Annotated in this window: 15 protein-coding genes; 4 read left to right on the top strand and 11 right to left on the bottom strand. The window is 36.0% G+C overall.

What is annotated here, in order from left to right; translation table 11 throughout:
• Positions 1-487: 487 nt before the first annotated feature.
• A complete protein-coding gene (locus BCI01S_RS08465; protein WP_047944431.1) occupies positions 488-1,354 on the bottom strand; it encodes a metal-dependent hydrolase in 867 nt (288 codons plus the stop codon).
• 19 nt (positions 1,355-1,373) lie between these two features.
• Positions 1,374-2,012, bottom strand: a complete 639-nt coding sequence (locus BCI01S_RS08460; protein ID WP_047944430.1) for a hypothetical protein — start codon at positions 2,010-2,012, stop codon at positions 1,374-1,376.
• Positions 2,013-2,363: 351 nt separating this feature from the next.
• On the opposite strand from BCI01S_RS08460, the gene BCI01S_RS08455 reads away from it, so the two are divergent.
• Positions 2,364-2,837 (top strand): hypothetical protein, encoded by a 474-nt coding sequence (locus BCI01S_RS08455; protein WP_047944429.1) that lies wholly within the window; start codon positions 2,364-2,366, stop codon positions 2,835-2,837.
• A gap of 157 nt (positions 2,838-2,994) precedes the next feature.
• On the opposite strand, the gene BCI01S_RS08450 is transcribed toward BCI01S_RS08455, so the two are convergent.
• From BCI01S_RS08450 to BCI01S_RS08420, 7 genes are all read right to left on the bottom strand, one after another.
• A complete protein-coding gene (locus tag BCI01S_RS08450) occupies positions 2,995-4,710 on the bottom strand; it encodes an adenine deaminase C-terminal domain-containing protein (RefSeq protein WP_047944428.1) in 1,716 nt (571 codons plus the stop codon).
• 13 nt (positions 4,711-4,723) lie between these two features.
• Positions 4,724-5,782 carry an ABC transporter ATP-binding protein gene (locus BCI01S_RS08445; protein WP_047944427.1) on the bottom strand — a complete coding sequence of 353 codons (1,059 nt, stop codon included), beginning with the start codon at positions 5,780-5,782 and terminating at the stop codon, positions 4,724-4,726.
• A 12-nt stretch (positions 5,783-5,794) separates the two neighbouring features.
• The gene (locus BCI01S_RS08440; protein ID WP_047944426.1) at positions 5,795-6,583 is read right to left on the bottom strand and encodes an ABC transporter permease; all 789 of its coding nucleotides are present in this window, start codon (positions 6,581-6,583) and stop codon (positions 5,795-5,797) included.
• 6 nt (positions 6,584-6,589) lie between these two features.
• Positions 6,590-7,411, bottom strand: coding sequence for an ABC transporter permease (locus BCI01S_RS08435; protein ID WP_061798090.1), 822 nt, complete (start codon positions 7,409-7,411; stop codon positions 6,590-6,592).
• Positions 7,412-7,415: 4 nt separating this feature from the next.
• The gene (locus tag BCI01S_RS08430) at positions 7,416-8,363 is read right to left on the bottom strand and encodes a nucleoside hydrolase (RefSeq protein WP_047944424.1); all 948 of its coding nucleotides are present in this window, start codon (positions 8,361-8,363) and stop codon (positions 7,416-7,418) included.
• 17 nt (positions 8,364-8,380) lie between these two features.
• Entirely contained in the window at positions 8,381-9,427 is a 1,047-nt protein-coding gene (locus BCI01S_RS08425) for an ABC transporter substrate-binding protein (RefSeq protein WP_047944480.1), read from the bottom strand.
• Positions 9,428-9,632: 205 nt separating this feature from the next.
• On the bottom strand, positions 9,633-9,953 hold the full coding sequence (locus BCI01S_RS08420; RefSeq protein WP_047944423.1) for a Na-translocating system protein MpsC family protein: 321 nt from the start codon (positions 9,951-9,953) through the stop codon (positions 9,633-9,635).
• Positions 9,954-10,604: 651 nt separating this feature from the next.
• Here BCI01S_RS08420 and BCI01S_RS08415 point away from each other — a divergent pair.
• Positions 10,605-11,906: a GntP family permease gene (locus BCI01S_RS08415; RefSeq protein ID WP_047944422.1), complete on the top strand. Its 1,302-nt coding sequence runs from the start codon at positions 10,605-10,607 to the stop codon at positions 11,904-11,906.
• Between the two features lie 15 nt (positions 11,907-11,921).
• A complete protein-coding gene (locus tag BCI01S_RS08410) occupies positions 11,922-13,058 on the top strand; it encodes a glycerate kinase family protein (protein ID WP_047944421.1) in 1,137 nt (378 codons plus the stop codon).
• A 62-nt stretch (positions 13,059-13,120) separates the two neighbouring features.
• Here the strand turns inward: BCI01S_RS08410 and BCI01S_RS08405 are convergent, their stop codons facing one another.
• Entirely contained in the window at positions 13,121-14,146 is a 1,026-nt protein-coding gene (locus BCI01S_RS08405) for a CdaR family transcriptional regulator (RefSeq protein WP_047944420.1), read from the bottom strand.
• Between the two features lie 587 nt (positions 14,147-14,733).
• Positions 14,734-14,997 (bottom strand): SunI/YnzG family protein, encoded by a 264-nt coding sequence (locus BCI01S_RS08395; RefSeq protein ID WP_047944418.1) that lies wholly within the window; start codon positions 14,995-14,997, stop codon positions 14,734-14,736.
• Between the two features lie 472 nt (positions 14,998-15,469).
• On the opposite strand from BCI01S_RS08395, the gene BCI01S_RS08390 reads away from it, so the two are divergent.
• Positions 15,470-18,130, top strand: coding sequence for a YhgE/Pip domain-containing protein (locus tag BCI01S_RS08390; RefSeq protein ID WP_047944417.1), 2,661 nt, complete (start codon positions 15,470-15,472; stop codon positions 18,128-18,130).
• Positions 18,131-18,676: the final 546 nt, after the last annotated feature.

Below are 18,676 nucleotides of genomic sequence, written 5' to 3'. Positions count from 1 at the left end.
ATCTGCAAGCGGAAATCCAGTATTTATTATATGTTACAGCAGAGATTCAGCGATATTATTAATCGTTATCAGGAAACACTGATTTTAGTACATTCTTAAAAATTTCTGGAATTTCCCATATATCTAATTTTAATTGGGCAGGGGAAAAAACAGGGAATAATTCTTGCTCGACTACTTAGCCTCCCAAAGCATTGATAGGGATCTGTTGCAGCTACATTTGTAACAAAATAACCAAAGTTTTCATCAAACTTTAATAGTATCCTATTTCCATTTAGCTTTACTTGAACTTGATCACAATTGGAAAAAAGATGACCTCAACTTTTTCACTTTTACAGTGATCCCATTTTTCCGAAGAAAATAACGAGTTTTCTCATTTACGGCTAAATCTAATACTCCTGCTGAAGATCCATGTATGGGCCATCAGTGAGCTTCTTCAAGATAATCGTTACCAGTCCAAGCTTATTTCGATAGCTATCAATGGAAAACATTATTTATCTAAATACTCTCCCAAAAAAGATTCTCCATTTCGGTAAAAGCGCGGATCATAAATGCCGATTCGATTGTCGTCATCTACTACAACTACAAATGGTGACCATCTGTATAATGTTGCAGCTGCAGGATTTTCTGCAAATAGGTAATCAAGGTCCACTTCATCGCTTGAAGTAAGTCTATCCACAAAATTAGCTTTTGTTAGAAGGGAATCATTCATGATATCGACCGTATCAGCATTTTTTCCGATAATGGTAAAATGCCAAGGGATAAAGCTGGCAGACAGGGCAACATCCTGATAATCCTTTTGATAGTTTTTATATAAAACAGCACCTTGAAGAGATTGGATAGCGATATGAAGTACAATTAGAATCCAGCCAATACGGAATAATACATGTGGCTTTATTTTAGGATACACTTTGGAACCAATAAAGGTTAATAAAAAGATAAACCATATCACTAAATCAACAATCGGAACTGTTCCAAAAGTTAAACGAACAGATGAAAATGGTTCGAGATAACCTGTTCCCCATGCGTTGAATACATCACTAGTATTGTGGATGAAAACGGCGAGAAGTGCAATATAATATGATTGAATTCCTTTTATTTTAAAAGCGAAACGATTGATCATGTAAAAGATTAAAGCCCATATAGGAGCTAGAAAAATAGAATGGGTGATGCCTCTATGCCACATCTGATACTGCCCTGTAGTGTCCCAGAGCTGGGAGATAACATCAATATCAGGGATTTGGCTGGCACCTATTGATGTAACAAGCAGGGCATATTTTTCTTTTCTAGTCATTTTTTCTTTATTAACACTTTTATAGATTCCTATACCAAATAAAGTATGTGTAATAGTATCCATATTTCCCCCGTTCTCACAATCAGTCCTTTAGTTTCTCCAATATTTCGATAAATAGTTCATTTTTGGTGGATGCTCTTTTATTCATTTTGACAAGATGATACATCACAATGATAAAAAAGAAAATCCAAGTAAATAGCTGTACAATGAAAGCAAAGTCAGCATTTACGCTAATTTCTATACGGAATATCTCTGGGTGTTGAATAAAATACAACAGGATACCAGCGAATAGAGTAGATAAAATGGCCATAATGGTGGCAGGAAGGGAAACTGAGTTTCTTTGTGCCTTAAAGTAAGCTAGTAAGAGTTCTCTTTTTTCCTTCTCGATTTTAGTGAATGCCTGTTTGATAAGCTCAAGGTTGTCTATAAGATTATACTTCGGTTTAATGTCTTTCAAAAGGTTTTGTTCCAGCCTTCTGCCGCCGTTTCCTCCATCATCAACCCATTCTAACAAACTTTTATAATGCTTCTTTTTCCAGCTTGTTTCACCATTAGACAGCAGATGCAAGAAGCTATCTAATAGAAACATAATAAAAACAGAAAGAAGGATGGAGAAAATGCCATTGATAGTGGTTTGATTTAACACTTCCAGTGAACTGCCTATTGCCAGTCCCGCAAATAACACAACAAAAATAAAAGTAGCCCATAATATCCTGTTCATAAAAATCATCACCAATACATGTATAATTTAAGTAATCTTTAACTTTACTTCCATTATAGCAAGTTCTTGGTAGGAAACATAGGGACGTTCGAAACTAGTAAAGTACGACTTAAAGTAATGAGTTGAAAATGGTCTATCATTAAAATGCGACGTTGCACTGGATTTTTCCAGTTAATTATCATGCTTTCCGGAGCTATTTCGAATGTTTTTGTAACCTCCATTCAATTTATTAAAATAATAAGTCTAATTACATGGGTATAATTAACTATAATCCCCGAAGTGAATACTATTTAATTTCATTTTATGATAATATTGTACTATTGTTAGAAATTAATAAGAGGAGATGGGAAAATGAAAGAAGTAGTATTCTCGATGAATTTATTATTCTTTTGGATTAAGGGAAAAGTCGAAGTTGATAGTAGGTTTGTGAAAACAAATCTATCAAACACAATATTAGGATTTATTCCAGCAGGAAAAGATCAACAAAGCATTCCATTAAAAAATATTTCTGGGGCTATATTATCATCAAAATATCATATTAAACGCATTATTTTAGGACTATTTATATTTTTTATAGGATTAGGTTCTTTAAGTTCCAGTATTTTTGGATTGATTATACTCCTAATAGGTATAGGGATTGCTGGGAATGGTGTACAAACTATACTTACAATTGAAAAATCAGGGACAACCAATGTTATTAGTGTTCCTTTCTTTGAAAAACAAAAGATGCAATTATTACAGAATAGTATACATAATGCCTTAGCAGAAGATACAGATAAAACCGATCTAAATTTATTTTTTGATAAAAAATCACAAGAGGTATAAACTTTAATTTCATGAGATTAATGCTATTATATCAATATTATTAATTGTAAAATGAGGCTTCTAAAAAAGGGTTTATAGGTCTTTTTTAGAAGCCTAATCTATTTAAATTCACCAAAATGCAATAGAAATCCAACTCACTCTTATACCAAAACTCCTTCTATCTCCCCAGTACTTCAAAGGAAACAACTTTGCCTTCGTTTACTGCAATTAAGCCGTGGTCTGTTATTTTTAGTGCTGGGCTTACTGGCAGGGACAGGGTGCTTAATGACATGATTACATTATAATGTTCGTAACCTAATGACTTTAAAGCATCTGTTAATTCTTCTACTTGTGATGCTATGACTTCTAAAGGTTCTTCCGATAGAATGCCTCCAACTGGTAGTGGCACCATGGAGAGAATTTTTCCGTTATAGACACAGCAGATGCCGCCTTGGTTTTTGATGACTTCATTTGCAGCTAGCTGCATATCTGCTTTATTTTTCCCGACTACTAATAAGTTGTGATTATCATGGGAGTAGGTGGTGGCAACAGCACCCTTTTTTAAAATATCACCGCCGATTAAGCCATGTGCTTGATTGTTATTTTTCCCATAGCGTTCAAATGTTTTAACTAAACAATAAGCGCTATTCATCCATTGTAATTTTCCTGCTTCCACTGCAAGTGTATCTTGTCTTTCTTCTGTAAAAGTAGAGCCATTTTGTACATGGATCGTTCGAACAGTGACACTCTTTTTCTCTGTTTCGATAGGTACTTCAAAATCCTCTGCCTTTAAGGGAGCAAGCTTTACACTTTCATAGAAAGGGGCAGGAAATTGTTTGGAGACCGCTCTCTGCACATAAGGGAGGTCTCGCTCAAAAACTTTTTGGCCGTTTTTATATACAGCATCAATGGAAAAGTCTGCGACATTACTCACCATTACAAAATCAGCTATTTTGCCTGGGGCGATAACGCCTCTATCATACATTCTCATCCGCTGTGCAGGAGTATAGGTGCAAGCATAAATGGCGTCCTCTATGGACATTCCCATAGCAATAGCTTTCTTTAGCAAGACATTTAAATGGCCTCTTCTTTGAAAAGAATCTGCCATTACATCATCTGTCACAAAACAAAAATGTTCTTTAACTGGATTTGCACTGAGATAGTCGATCACTTCTTTTGTCATCGATTTCTCTTGAATTTCTAAAAACATGCCAATTGCAATTCTTTCCATCATTCCTTCCACAGTCTGGTGAGTATGGTCGGAGCCGACGCCAGCAAAAGCAATTCCTTGTAACTCATCATCTAATAGCTTAGGAACATGGCCTTCAATTATTAGTTCAGGATAGTTGCTGCGAACAAAGTCGAGAATTTGATTGGTTTTGCAATCTGGCTTTGTGAGAACATCATAGTAATTCATGATTTCGCCTAGGCATTTGATGGACTCTGTTTGCAGCAATTCTTCGATATCCTCTATTTCAATTGCGCCGCCGGTCGTTTCCATTGCAGTAGCTGGAACAGAGCTCGGGATGCCATAAAACATATCGACCACTTCATTTTTGCTTGCCTTAATCATTTCTTTTACCCCAGCAATTCCAAATACATTGGCCATTTCATGGGGTTCTGGGACGATAGTTGTAACTCCATTCTTTATTAATCCATATGAAAAGGTTGCAGGTGTAACCATCGTACTCTCAATATGCAAGTGAATATCAATTAAGCCTGGAATGATATACTTTCCATCAGCGTCAACCGTCTCTTTTGCTTGGAAAAATTCTTTTCCCTTTTTTCCGATATAAAAGAACTTTCCATCTTTAATCGCAATATTTTCTTTTCTAAATTGTTTAAAATAACTATTAAACACAATTCCGTTCAAAACGAGTGTATCTACTTGCACGAAAAACCCTCCTCTATTCCACTAGTACCATTTGATTCTGTGGAATAATTACCGTTACTTCTTGTCCGTTTTTAAATGGCTGAACCATTTCTTTATTAATCGTAAAATCACCGAGGGCTGTTTCTACCACATATTGATAGCTTCTGCCAAGGAATGTCGTAATTTTAATGATTCCCTTCATTCCATTCGTTGGGATAGCAGCTGTGCTTGGCTCCATCATAAAATCATCGGGACGAATGGCGCCCACTTTTTTATTGTGATTTTCCATATGTGCATGTCGATCAACCTTGAAGATCAATCCAGCCTTTTCAAGTTCGATATGATCCTTGTGATCTGTCCGTTTATCAAAAGAAATGAAGTTTTTAAAGCCGATAAAGTCAGCAACGAACTTTGTTTCGGGATATTGATAAATGGTCGCTGGGTCGCTCAACTGTTCAATGACTCCTTTATTCATAATGGCAACTTGATCTGAAATCGAGAAGCATTCTTCTTGGTCATGGGAGACGTAAACAGTAGTGATTCCTAGTTCTTGCTGAATTCTGCGAATCTCTACTCTCATATTGACTCTAAGGTTTGCATCAAGATTACTTAGTGGTTCATCAAATAGTAGAATATCAGGTTCGATTACTAAAGCTCTTGCGATTGCCACACGTTGTCTTTGACCACCAGATAGCTCGCTGGGAAATCGTTGTTCAAATCCCCTTAAGTTTACGATCTCCAGCATATTTAAAACGCGTTTCTCGATTTCCTTTTTGTTGATTTTTCGTAATCGCAAGCCAAATGCAATATTGTCAAAAATAGATAGATGAGGAAAGAGCGCATAGTTTTGAAAAACAAAGCCGAAATTTCGTTTGTTAACAGGAACCTTTGTATAATCTTTACCTTCAAAAATAAATTTTCCTTTACTTGCTTCTAAAAATCCTGCAATTAAGCGCAATGTCGTTGTTTTTCCACAGCCGCTTGGACCTAACAGGGAAACAAGCTGTCCTTTTTCAATACTTAAATTAAAATCTTCTAATATATTTTTCTTTTCATATGCAACAGATACATTTTCTAAAGTAAATAAAGCCATTTTTATCCTCCATTATCTTTTCGTGAAATAAGACAATCCCATTAATCTTTCCACTACAAACATAAAGATAGCAGTTAAGAACATTAATAGAACAGAGATGGCTGCAACAGTAGGATCAAAATAATTCTCTACATAAAGCAGCATTTGAATAGGGAACGTACTGACACCGGGTCCAGTCATATAAACCGAAATATCCACATTGTTGAAGGACTCTAAAAAGGCAATCATGACAGCCGCGATAATGCCAGATTTAATGTTCGGCAATACGACACGAAAGAATGTACCAATTCGATTCGCACCAAGACTAAGTGCCGCTTCTTCTATGGAAAAATCAAAGTTTGCCAGACTAGAAGAAATGACGCGAATAATAAATGGCAGCATGATGACTGTATGACCGATAAATAAGGATAAATAAATAGGAAGGTTATAGGTCACAACAATATAACGCAAAAAAGAGAAACCTAGAACGATTCCTGGAATAAGAATCGGAGAAACGAAGATAGCATTAATGATCCCTTTGCCAGCAAAGTTAAAGCGGCTAAGCGCATAGGCTGCTGGTACACCAAGTAGTAATGCTAAAATGTTTCCTGCTATGGATACAATAATGGATGTTTTAAAGGTGCTTAAAAACATTTCCACTTTAAAAATATTCTCATACCATCTAAGGGAAAACTCTTCTGGAGGGAATTTCAGAATACTTCCACTCTCAAAAGAGGTAATCGATATTATTACAAGCGGCCCAAGTAAAAAAATAAAAACAAGGATCGTAAACAGGGCCAATCCTCTATGTTTTTCCTGCATACACGTTTACCCCTTTGGATTTAGTTTTTTCGCAACACCATTCATGATCGTAATAATGATAAAGGTACAAATAATCATTATAGTTGCCACAATAGAGGCAAGTTTCCAGTCATTTAAGGTAATTGCATTTTGATAAAGAAAAGTGGAGATAACCCGTTGTTTTCCACCGAGCAAAGCAGGCGTAGTATATGCGGTAAAGCTGCCCACAAATACTAAAATACTTCCAATTACAAGACCGGGAACACATAATGGCACAATGATTTTCATAAAGGATGCCATTTTGGAAGCACCAAGACTTTCTGCTGCACGCAGTAAATCACTGTCGATATTCTCCATTACACCAACAAGCGTTACGATAATTAATGGAAGAAAAAGGTGAACTAAACCGATAATAATTGCATTAGGCGTATATAAAATATTTAAAGGTTCTTGGATAAGCCCTAGACTCAATAACGTTTTATTTAACACACCATTTTTCCCAATAATAATCATCCAGCTAAAGGAACGAACAACAGGACTTGTCAGCAATGGAAAAATCGTGAATAACAGGAGAACCGCCTTTCTTTTGCTAGGAAGCTTCGCAATATAATAGGAAACTGGAAAGCCAATTAAAATACAAATAAAAGTTGTGAGTAAACTAACGCGTAAAGTAGTAAGAAGGATATCGATAAAGTATTTATCCTTAAAAAAGTCGATATATCCTTGCAAACTAAAGGATCCTCCCTCATTAAAGGTTGTCCCCATCATTGAAAGAATAGGTATTACTAAAAATATCGTTAAAAATAATACTCCTGGCAGTAAAAGTAAATATAAATATCGTTTCTTCAAGACGTCACTCCCTTTCCTCAAAGTGACCATTCAAAATATCAATAAACATCTGGAAGAAGGCATCAGCATCTACTTGTAGGGAAATATGCAAATTCGCTTCTCTTTGTAGACGATTTTGAAAATCACAGACGAGCTGACCATCACATAATTCACTTCTTGTTTCAACATCGACAAAATACTTTTCTGTTTGTACTAGGCCTTTGTTGAGGGCAATTCCTACAGCGAGCGGGTCGTGCATAGCGCAAGCATGGACTCCGTACCGGTTAAAATATTTTTGTTGATAGTCATTTGTACTTTGAGCAATATAATCTTGTAAAGATTTATCCGTTATTAACTGAAGATGATCTTTCGTTAATAATGCTTTTCTTGTTACATCTAATCCGACTTGCGTGATAGCAGGAAAGCCTGCATGTAAAACAATTTTTACAGCTTCGGGATCAACATAGCTGTTAAATTCAGCAGTTGGCGTTACATTACCTGGTCCCTTTACAACCCCGCCCATAAAAATAACTTCTTTCACGTGATTCGTGATTTGCGGACATTTTTTCACGGCTAAAGCTAAATTGGTTAAGGGGCCAGTAAACACTAATGTTACTTCGCCCGAAAAGCTTAAAATGGAATTGATTAAAAAGTCAGGAGCGAAGCCATCACTCACTGGATGAGTGACAGCTGTCTCCTTTAGTGCTCCGCCTAAACCATCTTCTCCATGTATGCGATGTTCGAAGAATGGTGCTCGTACGAGGGGAGTGGCAGCTCCTTTTATTACTGGAATATGATTTGCTTTTACTAAATCTAGTATTTTGCATGTGTTTGTTGTTGCTTGATCCAGGGAGACATTGCCATTAACAGTTGTAATCCCTAGAATATCAAATGATTTGCTTTTTACAGCTAGTAGAATACCAATTGCATCATCAATGCCAGTGTCTACATCCAATATCAGCTTCTCTTTCATGATGACCCTCTTTTCTATTATTGAACTAGCTCGCGGTTCCAGCGATCAATCCAGCCCTTTAAGTTATCGTTGATAAATTTCATATCTAATGTGTGCAAGCTGGTGATTACCTCTTCGCCATATGTTAACCCTTGTGCTTCTTCTTCTGTTAATTCGACTTGCGTATTAACCGGTGAATCTACTTTATTTTTAGCTGATTTTTCTTGTGCTTCTTTTCCTAAAATATAGTTGATGAATTTTTCTGATAGTTCTTTTTGGTCTGAACCTTTTACGATGTTTACTGTATTCATAACGGCATATCCACCTTCAGCAGGTGTAACAAATTTAGCATTAGGGACTGCTTCTTTTAAATCAGCAAAGTACATTTCCATGATTGGCCCAGCGGCAATTTCTCCTTGAGCAAACATATTTACATATTCAGAAGTTTGACCATATTCTTTTACAACGCTTGGCATTAAGGATTTTAATTGTTCAAAGGCTTTATCTTCGCTAAAAGTTTGTTCACCGCTAACTAAAGAAGCCACGTCTACCATCATTGGCCCTGTTGTAGAGGTAATGCTAGGGATCGTAATTTTTCCCTTTAAATCTGCACTCCATAGGTCTTTCCAAGAAGCAACGGGTTTTGCTACTTCATCTGGATTATAAGCAATTCCAAATTGCGCTATGGTATAGGCAGGTCCGTACTCTTCACCAAGTGGAGCTTTAGCCGTTTCATAAATATTGTCTAGATTAGTCAGCTTGCTGCGATCAATCGTTTCAAAAACATTATCTTCAATTCCTTGCTGGGCGTAATAGTCGGATAAAAAGATGACGTCAACATCTGAATTTCCTTGTCTCACTTTATTTAAGCGGTCTGCATTATTACCTGTATCTAAGACGATTTCTACATTGTTCTCTTTTTCGAATGGTGCATAAATTTCACTGCGGAAGAAATCTTCATTAAATCCCCAAGTGGAAACAACTAGCTTTTCTTTTTTTTCTTTGCTGTCTGATGCGCCATCGGAACTGCATGCTGCTAATAATAAAAAGGATGATGCGGCTACTGCACTAACTAATTTTTTCATTTTCATTTTAGAACCCTCCGAATGATTTTGTTTTTTAGGCTTTAAGAAACTATCTTTCTCGCAAGCTATTAAATAATAAAAAAAGACAAGCTTAAATAGAATTATCCTTCTACTTAAGATTGTCTTTTCTTTGTAAACAAAGATTAAACTTATCTTTTGTATATAGTGGCGTTCTGCTTAGATAAATCCAAGAAGAAATCCAAGATTAATGTTTAGTTAATACAATGTTTGTAAAAGCAAGCTGTGTGAAAGAATCATAATCCCTAAGAATCGCTTCAATATTCCAATTTGTCGTTTCTTCTAGTTGTTCTTTTAGCTTTTTCTTAAAAAGTAAGGACAGATGAAAGTCAACCTCTTGTTTAAGGCTCGGTACTTCTCCTTCGAGAGCAGCAGAGCGGGGGGCACGTGGATGCTTCGCTTGAAGTGTAATCACATTCTGATCAATCGTTACCTTCAATAATGTCGTTCCAGCACCAAACAAATCCTTTGAAATCTTATTGTATACCTGAGATAAAAATCTCTTCATTTCATTTGCATCGATGATAAATCACCTGCCAAACTATTGATATTGGTTATTATACATATCATTTTTGAATAATTCAATAGAATGTGCGGATTTTGGCGAAAAAAATATAAATTTGTCGTTTCTGGAGGAAATAACATGGTAAAAAAACGAACTATGGAGAGATTTGTGAAATGTGTTCTACAGTTTCTCTATAGAGAATCTTTGCTGGAATAGCTAAAGGAAAATTAATTTTAATATTGATAAAATTTTATATATTCCTAACTTTAGTATATTCTCTTTTATTTTTCTAGTAGGAGGGAAGATTTTTTTACATTATTTTAGTGTAAGCGAGAGAGTAGTCATGATAGATTGTAATGTTGCATGAAGAAAATTCTTCTTTTTATAACGGTGATAAAGAAACTGTTTATATATTCCTAACTTAGTTTTTGTGCAAATGAACAAGGAAATTTGGTTGGTTTATCAATTGTTAAAGGGCTTACAATGAAATAGAATGAAACCGTATTCAAGTGGTTCTATTTGCAAATGGTTTATAAGGGGTATACACCAATTTTAGTAATATTACCAAACAAGGGCAGAACAAAGGATGATTTTTGGAAGATTCGAATGTAATAGACCGTTATTGTCAAGATTAATAGATTAGGAGGATTATTTATGGCAGCTGGGTTAGAGATTAGTTGGATTGGAGCTTTATGTGGTTTGGCGCTGGCAATTATTTTAATTTTGTTTAAGTTATCCCCAACTTATTCCCTTATTTTAGGGGCGATTGTTGGAGCATTTATTGGTGGTGCTAATTTTTCAGAGACAATTACGATTTTAGTGTCAGGGACTCAAAGTGTTCAAGGAACAGTTATCCGTATTATTGCTGCAGGGGTTTTTGCAGGTGTCATGATGGAATCTGGGGCAGCAGAAACAATTGCCAAGTTTATTGTTGATAAACTCGGTGGGACAAAGGCTATGCTATCTTTAGCATTAGCTACGATGATCATTACAGCGGTAGGAGTATTCATTCCCGTAGCGGTATTAATTGTCGCACCAATTGCTCTGTCTGTGGCAAAAAAAATGGGTTATTCTAAGATTGCTGTCTTAGTTGCCTTATCCGGAGGGGGAAAAGCAGGAAATATTATATCTCCTAATCCTAATACAATTGCTGCAGCAGGCGGATTTGAGCTTCACGTTAACCAGGTAATGATAGGGGGACTTATTCCAGCTATTTTTGGTGTAATTGTCACAGTATTCCTTGCATCGCTAATTAAGTATAAAGGAACGAAAGTGACAGATCAGGAGGCGGAAGAACTAGAAAATGCAAACGTCTCCAATTTACCGGCTTTATCTAAAGCTTTAATAACTCCAATTATTGCTATTGTTCTATTGATGATTAGTCCAATAGGAGCATTGCTTGGAATAGATGTACTTACAAAATTGAACATTGACTCCTTGTTTATTTTGCCTTTTGCGGCAGTTGTCGGTACGCTGGCGTTAGGGAAAAAAGAAAAGCTGCTGGATTATTGTACAGCTGGCTTAAATAGAATGACACCAACCATTTTAATTATTATTGGTGCAGGTGCTATTGGTGGATTGATTACTGCTTCAGACTTGCCTTCACAAGTAGTTGCCTTAGTAGAATCATCTGGCATTTCTGGCACATTCCTTGCTCCAATTGCAGGAACTTTAATGGCAGCCGCTACAGCATCTACTTCAACAGGGGTTATTTTGGCAACTGGTTCATTCTCAGAAGCAATCTTGAATACTGGCGTCGCACCTATAGCTGCAGCAGTGATGACACATACTGGCGCTACGGTGATTGACCACTTACCACATGGAACTTATTTTCATGTTACTCGCAACGCTATGAATATGAGTATGGCAGACAGAATGAAAGTGGCAGGTTATGAAAGTATTGTTGGCTTAACCATGACTATTGTAGCAATTATCCTATATGGATTTATTTTATAAAAAGAGGTGGAAGCAATGGGGAAAACATTTTTATTAGCTCCTGATTCATTTAAAGAAAGTATGACAGCAAAAGAAGTATGTGTTGCTATGGAAGCAGGGATAAAAAGAGCAATCCCTGATGCAGAATGTATCCATGTTCCAATGGCAGATGGCGGAGAGGGGACGGTTCAATCACTAGTAGACGCTACAGGCGGTACACTAGTTACAAAGGAAGTTACAGGACCCCTTCATACACCAGTTTTAGCACAGTATGGTATTTTAGGAGACGGTAAGACTGCTGTCATTGAAATGGCATCTGCAAGCGGAATCCATCATGTTAACAAAGAAACAAAAAATCCCCTTATTACCACAACTTTTGGAACAGGGGAATTAATAAGGGAATGTATAGAGCGAGGCATTACAGATATTATATTGGGAATTGGCGGGAGCGCAACAAATGATGGCGGAACGGGTATGGCCGCTGCGCTTGGCTATAAATTTTTAGATAAAGATGGAAATGAATTGTTGTTTGGCGGCGGTTATTTAAATGAACTTAATACAATTGATTGTTCTCATGTTATCCCACAGTTGAAAAATGTGCATATATTGGTTGCATCGGATGTCACAAACCCATTGTGTGGAGAAAATGGAGCATCGGTTGTCTTTGGTCCCCAAAAGGGTGCTACTCCAGAGATGATCCAAATTTTAGATAGAAACCTACGTCACTACGCTAACAAGGTGAAAGAGTATCTTGGAATCGATATAGTAGATACAGCTGGTGCAGGTGCTGCAGGTGGCCTAGGGGCAGGTTTACTTGCTTTCACTCATTCAACGATGAAGAAAGGAATAGATATCGTAATCGAATATACCAATTTAAAGGAAAAGTTAAAAGCAGTAGATTATTGTTTTACAGGAGAAGGCGGCATTGATTTTCAAACAAAGTTTGGCAAAGCCCCATATGGAGTTTCACAAGCAGCTAAAAGTGTGAACCGTGACATTAAAGTAATCGCACTGGCAGGGTGTATTGGTCAGGATGTGGAAGTTTTGTACGAAGAAGGTTTTGATGCCATTTTTGGGATTGTCCCTGGAGCAGCTTCGATTGACACTTTGCTGGCTCAAGGAAAAGAAAATCTTGCAAGAACGGCAGAGAGTATTGCAAGACTATTAAAATAGCATTGCTTGATTTCATACGAGTATATAGCTGAAGCTGTTCCTTTGACTTAGGAGCAGCTTCTTCACTTGATACGATTAATTAACATAAAGATTAGTTCTACAAGATCCAATATATTTTTAGGATCTTTCCCTGTAATTTTATGAATACGATTCAATCGATAATTTAATGTATTTCTATGTACAATCAGCTGGCTGGCTGTTTCATTCATATTCATATTGCAGTTAAGGTAAGCCTGGAGTGTCTTGATAAGTTCATCATTTGTTTCCAGCAAGTCTGACTGAAGGGCTGTTTTTTTTATTTTTTGCAAAGAATAAGATAAATCGGCAATAAACTCACAATCAGCATAAAATATGATTTTCTGATGAAGAAACAACCCTTTTAGTACTTTTAATGCCAATTTTGTCTGAAGAAAACCATCCGCGATTTTATCATTTATTTTGCTAACGGAAATAAAGATATCTTGATATTTAGCTAGATTCTCTAGCAGCTCTTCCATGTTGTTTGGCTCTTGCACAACCACACATAGTGTAGTTTGATAGGGCTGAAAGAAAGGAAAATCTTTGACTATAGTCTCATCAACGTTTTTCTGAAATTCGATATAGACTAGTTGACTTGGTTTATTTAGCTGAACATTATAGGAGGATGCCTGGTCTATTAAATCCTTTGTATAAATAGTATTTGAGTCTATTAATAAGTTGAAAAATTCCTGTTTTACATTCTTTCTCCTATTTTCTTTTTCCGAAGCAATGCTCTGTTCAATTAATAGCAGAACGGTTGACTTCACTAGTTTTCCAAAAGGGCTGGTTTCCTTTATCTCCCCGCTAATACCAACTACTCCTAATATAGACTTATTCCATTCAATAGGCAGATTAATTCCTTTCTTGACAAATTCTTCATCCTTTTCAATAGGAACTATTCTTTTTTGTTTGATGGCAGCAACTGCACCATGATGGAGCGTGCCGATTCTTTCTTTATTGCCACTGCCAATGATAATGCCTGTTTTATCCATAATATTAATATTATATGGAATATCCTTCATCATTTTATTTACAATTTTTTGTGCCTGTTTGGGTGTTAATTCATACATTTTAACTGGCTCACCACCTTTTAAATAAGAAAGAAAAATACTTGCTATTATATAGTATATATGAGAATTAGATATTTGATTTTTTATATTGCAAAGGAATAGTCGAAAGCACTTCATTTAATGGAAATTAAAAGTAGAGAGAAAACCAAAACAATTCAGTACTCTAAAAAATATCTGGATACTTTTTTTGAAAATACTTTAAAAGAACGGGTAAATTTTTCTGAAACTCTAAACAAATCTGCTGGCCTAATGGAGCGGCATAAATATTCTTTTGGCAAAACGGGCAGACATCCTTTTCTTTGAATATGTGTTTTACATTCAAGGGAAAAGGTTCAGTAGAATTTCCAATTAGAAAGTGATAATCATGATTTTCTATGCGGAATAAAATTTCCAGTCCCTTAAAGCTGCTTGACGGATAAATCTTGGTTACCTCAATAGGAAGTTCGTTAATCAAAAGCATAGTTAGATTCAATCCTTAATATTTATTGTATAGTCTTATTAATAAAATAAACTATATCATTAAATGATAGCGTGTTCAAATAGGAATAAACACCACAAATCAGCCAATATTGTGGTGGTAAAGAAATTTAACTTCCCTTCATAAAATCCAAAATCTTATCCTTCAAATTTCCGATACTTGTAAAAATAATATAATTATCTGTTTTGGTATGTATGATGATCCTGTCAGTGTTTCCATAAGGGAGACCAATTCGTATTCCGCTTATTTCTTTCCCGGCATATGTTTCATCATTTGTTACTGCTGTTATATCTGATAAGAGTATTTCAATGGTACTTAGCTGCCATTTTATTTGTAACTTGTTATTGTTCTTTGTTACTTTGACTTCCAACATTCCCATTCACTCCTTTTAACTATGTTTACGGAGATGATGGGGAAAAGTTTCATGGGATAAGTAACTCTCTAAAAGAGTATGAGCAAGCATACTGACTGGTCTTAACACAAAGTTTTATTGCTCTGTATAACTTGGGGTGAGCATGAAAAAGAAACGGAAATGGTGGAATAGAAATGAAAGTTCTGATGATACTCCGGTGTTTTTTCTTAGCAGGTTGTTGTGTTTTGATTACTTGCGCTTTGTGTGAATTCCTTTCTTCATTTATGTTTAGTTGAATCACTTGAAATGGTATCATAGAGAAATATTAGGTTTTTTCCAATATATACTAAGAAAAAAGAGGATGGATTCTAGATGACTGCCGTTATTAAGATGATAAGGATTTCAGGAGGAAGCTTTTGTTTGAGACTTTATAAGAATCGCTCCTCTGAATGCTTTTCTATTCATCTTCATAAACTAACGAAGGGTGATTTTTTTGAAGAATGTTTTTACTATTTACCGAAATGATTGGATTCGTATTTTTAAGGCGCCTGTTGCGGCACTTCTAATTGTGGCTTTAATGGTGCTGCCATCTCTATATGCTTGGTTTAATTTGGCGGCTTCATGGGATCCATATTCGAATACGAGTGGGATAAAAATTGCAGTAACAAGTGAAGACGAAGGAGCAGTTATTCGCGATTCCTCCGTCAATATTGGCGATGAAATTGTTTCAAGCTTAAAGAAAAATGATAAGCTTGGCTGGGAATTTGTAAGTAAAGAAAAAGCGAAGGAGGGTGTTACGAAAGGAGAGTATTATGCAAGCCTGTACATCCCTCATGATTTTTCCGCTAAGATTGCAACTATTTTAGAGGACAAACAAGTAAAACCAGAGATTGATTATAGTGTAAATGAAAAGTTAAATGCAATCGCACCAAAGATGACTTCTACTGGTGCCTCGACGATTGTGCAGCAAGTAAAGGAAAACTTTATTCATACGGTAAGTGAATCCGTATTGAGTGTATTTAATGATGCTGGAATTAAGCTGGAAGAAGAATTGCCGACGATTAGAAATATAGAAGAGAAAATTTTCGCATTAGAAAAAGAAGTTCCGAAAATAAATGAATTAGGAGAAAAAGTAGTAACACTGGAAGGTAAGTTGCCTGAAATCAATAAGCAAGCACAAAAAATTTTAACATTAGAAGCAGCTTTTCCAGATATTAATGAAGCGAGTAAAAATATCCTGTTATTAGAAGAAAAGCTTCCGGAACTAGATAAGGTTGGTGAAGGCATTCTAGTCTTACAGGAAAAGGCGCCAGAAATTCAAAAGTTAGCGGATGGCGTGATGGAGCTAGATGCTCATTTTTCTGACATTAGTGAAATGGTAACAAAAGCATTATCGAATGTAGAAGACATGCAGTCATTTTTGGAAACAGCAAGTGGTTCATTAGAGAAAATCGAACAAGGGATAAATAACGGGAAGCAATTAGCAGATACACTGCCGGCGTTTATCGATGCAAATGGGCAAGCGCTCGATGCAGTAGGGCCAGTATATAAACAAAATCTTCTTCTCCATCAGAAAACGGCTGATGCTGTTCACCAATTTGCTGCATTAGTTCAAAATGGTAATCTTACTGAAGAGGAAGCAAAAACAAATGCAGTAGCTTTGCAAGCACAAGTGCAAACTAGTATCGATAGTTTAACACGTTCCGTTGCATTATTTACTACTCTAAATAGTGTAACTCCAAATGGAGATGATGCTCTTTTGTCTGAAATTAAAGACTTACAGGCATTACAAACCAATTTTCAGCAAGAAAAAAAGCTGCTACATACGATTCAAGCAGAGGATAAGGAGAAAGCATCCAGTTTATTGGCGTTGTCGCAAGAGGCAATTGAGCTTAGTACTACTCTAATGAATCGTTATGACAAGCAAACAGAGCCAGCTATACATCGTGCTATAGAGGGGATAAAGGATTCGGCTCAAAATGCAATGAATGATTTGGAAAGTGCACAGGCGAATATACCAAAGCTAGAAGAGATATTAAAAAATACGGATGAGTCACTTGCCTTTGCGCAAGAAGAATTAACAAAGCTTCATTCTGACTTACCTACAATAGAAAAGAAGATTCATGAAGCAACAAACCTTATCAAGAAAAATATGGACAAAGTTTTAGCAGGCATTAATGATGCCGCAGAATTTTATCAAAAATCTTTTCCGAGTCTGAAAGAGAAGTTTCATGAAGCAGCAAACTTTGTTCGTAATGATCTTCCCGCGGCTGAACAAGATATTTCTAAAGTAGCTGCATTTATTAAGACGGATTTACCTAGAGTGGAAGATGCTGTTCATAAAGCGGCAGATATGGTACAAAATGAATTGCCAAATTTAGAAGCGACGTTGACTAAAACGGCAGATTCTATTCGGAAATTTGAAGATGAATATGATTTAGGGGAAATTATTTCCTTGTTGAAAAATGATATACAACAAGAAAGTGACTTTATATCAGATCCGATTGTATTAAATGAAAATTCTTTATTTCCTATTCCTAATTATGGATCAGCGAATTCGCCTTTTTATACAACCTTGAGTTTATGGGTTGGTGCCTTGCTGCTCATTTCTTTATTACGCGTGGATGTTCGAGATCCTGAGGGGATTTACACACCGAACCAAGTATACTTTGGCAGATGGCTCACCTTTGTCACAATTGGATTATGTCAAAGCTTGATTGTGACACTAGGAGATATGTTTATCTTAAAGGCATATGTAGCTGAACCAGTTGCATTCGTATTGTTCAGCATGTTTATCAGCTTAGTATTTATGACAATTGTTTACACATTAGTTTCTGTTTTTGGCAACTTAGGTAAGGGATTAGCGATTATTTTTCTTGTATTGCAGCTATCTGGTTCTGGAGGGACTTTTCCTATTCAGGTTGCACCACCTTTTTTCCAAAAAATTAATCCTTACCTACCATTTACACATGCGATCAACCTGTTAAGAGAAACCGTAGGTGGGATGGTAAAGGAAAAAGTACTATTTTCAATCAGTATGCTTATAGTCTTTAGTGTAATTGCTTTGATTATTGCTCTATTTTTAAAAAAGCCATTAGCAAATGGAACAAGAAAAATGACAGAAAAGGCAAAAGCAAGCGAGATTATACATTAATAGGGACTACGTGGATAAGGAATCTCCCATTATGGAAAGCGAAGGACTGTTTCTACATGATAGAACAGTCTTTTTGCTTTTATTTTTAAGAATAATGTAATGCCGAAAAGGGTAAAAGAAGGAAGGAATCAGCCTTATTAAGTGTTTATGTTAATTATGTAAGCTTTAAGGAAAACTGATGTTGGCTGAAAAAATTCGACTTTAGCTGAAAAGCCAGTGAGATTGGCTGATAAAACAGAAGTTTGGCTGAAAAGCCCCCAGTTTTGGCTGATAAAAATGAAGATTGGCTGAAAAGCCCCTAGCTTTGGCTGATAAGATCGAAGTTTGGCTGAAAAGCCCCTAACTTTGGCTGATAAAAATGAAGTTTGGCTGAAAAGTCCCTAACTTTGGCTGATAAAACAGAAATTTGCCTGAAAACCCAACAGATTTGACTGATAAAACCCCATTTAGGCTAGAATCCTCTCATCTTTGCCATAATGGGAAGCCTTTTTCCAGTAATTTCTCCTATATTTTACTACTCCTTTGACATAAACAGCTGATGACTAA

The sequence above is a fragment of the Niallia circulans NBRC 13626 genome, from assembly GCF_001591585.1.
GTDB classification, from domain to species: Bacteria; Bacillota; Bacilli; order Bacillales; family Cytobacillaceae; genus Niallia; species Niallia circulans.
Note: the sequence above shows the minus strand (reverse complement) of the source record. Positions and strands in the feature narration are given on the sequence as shown.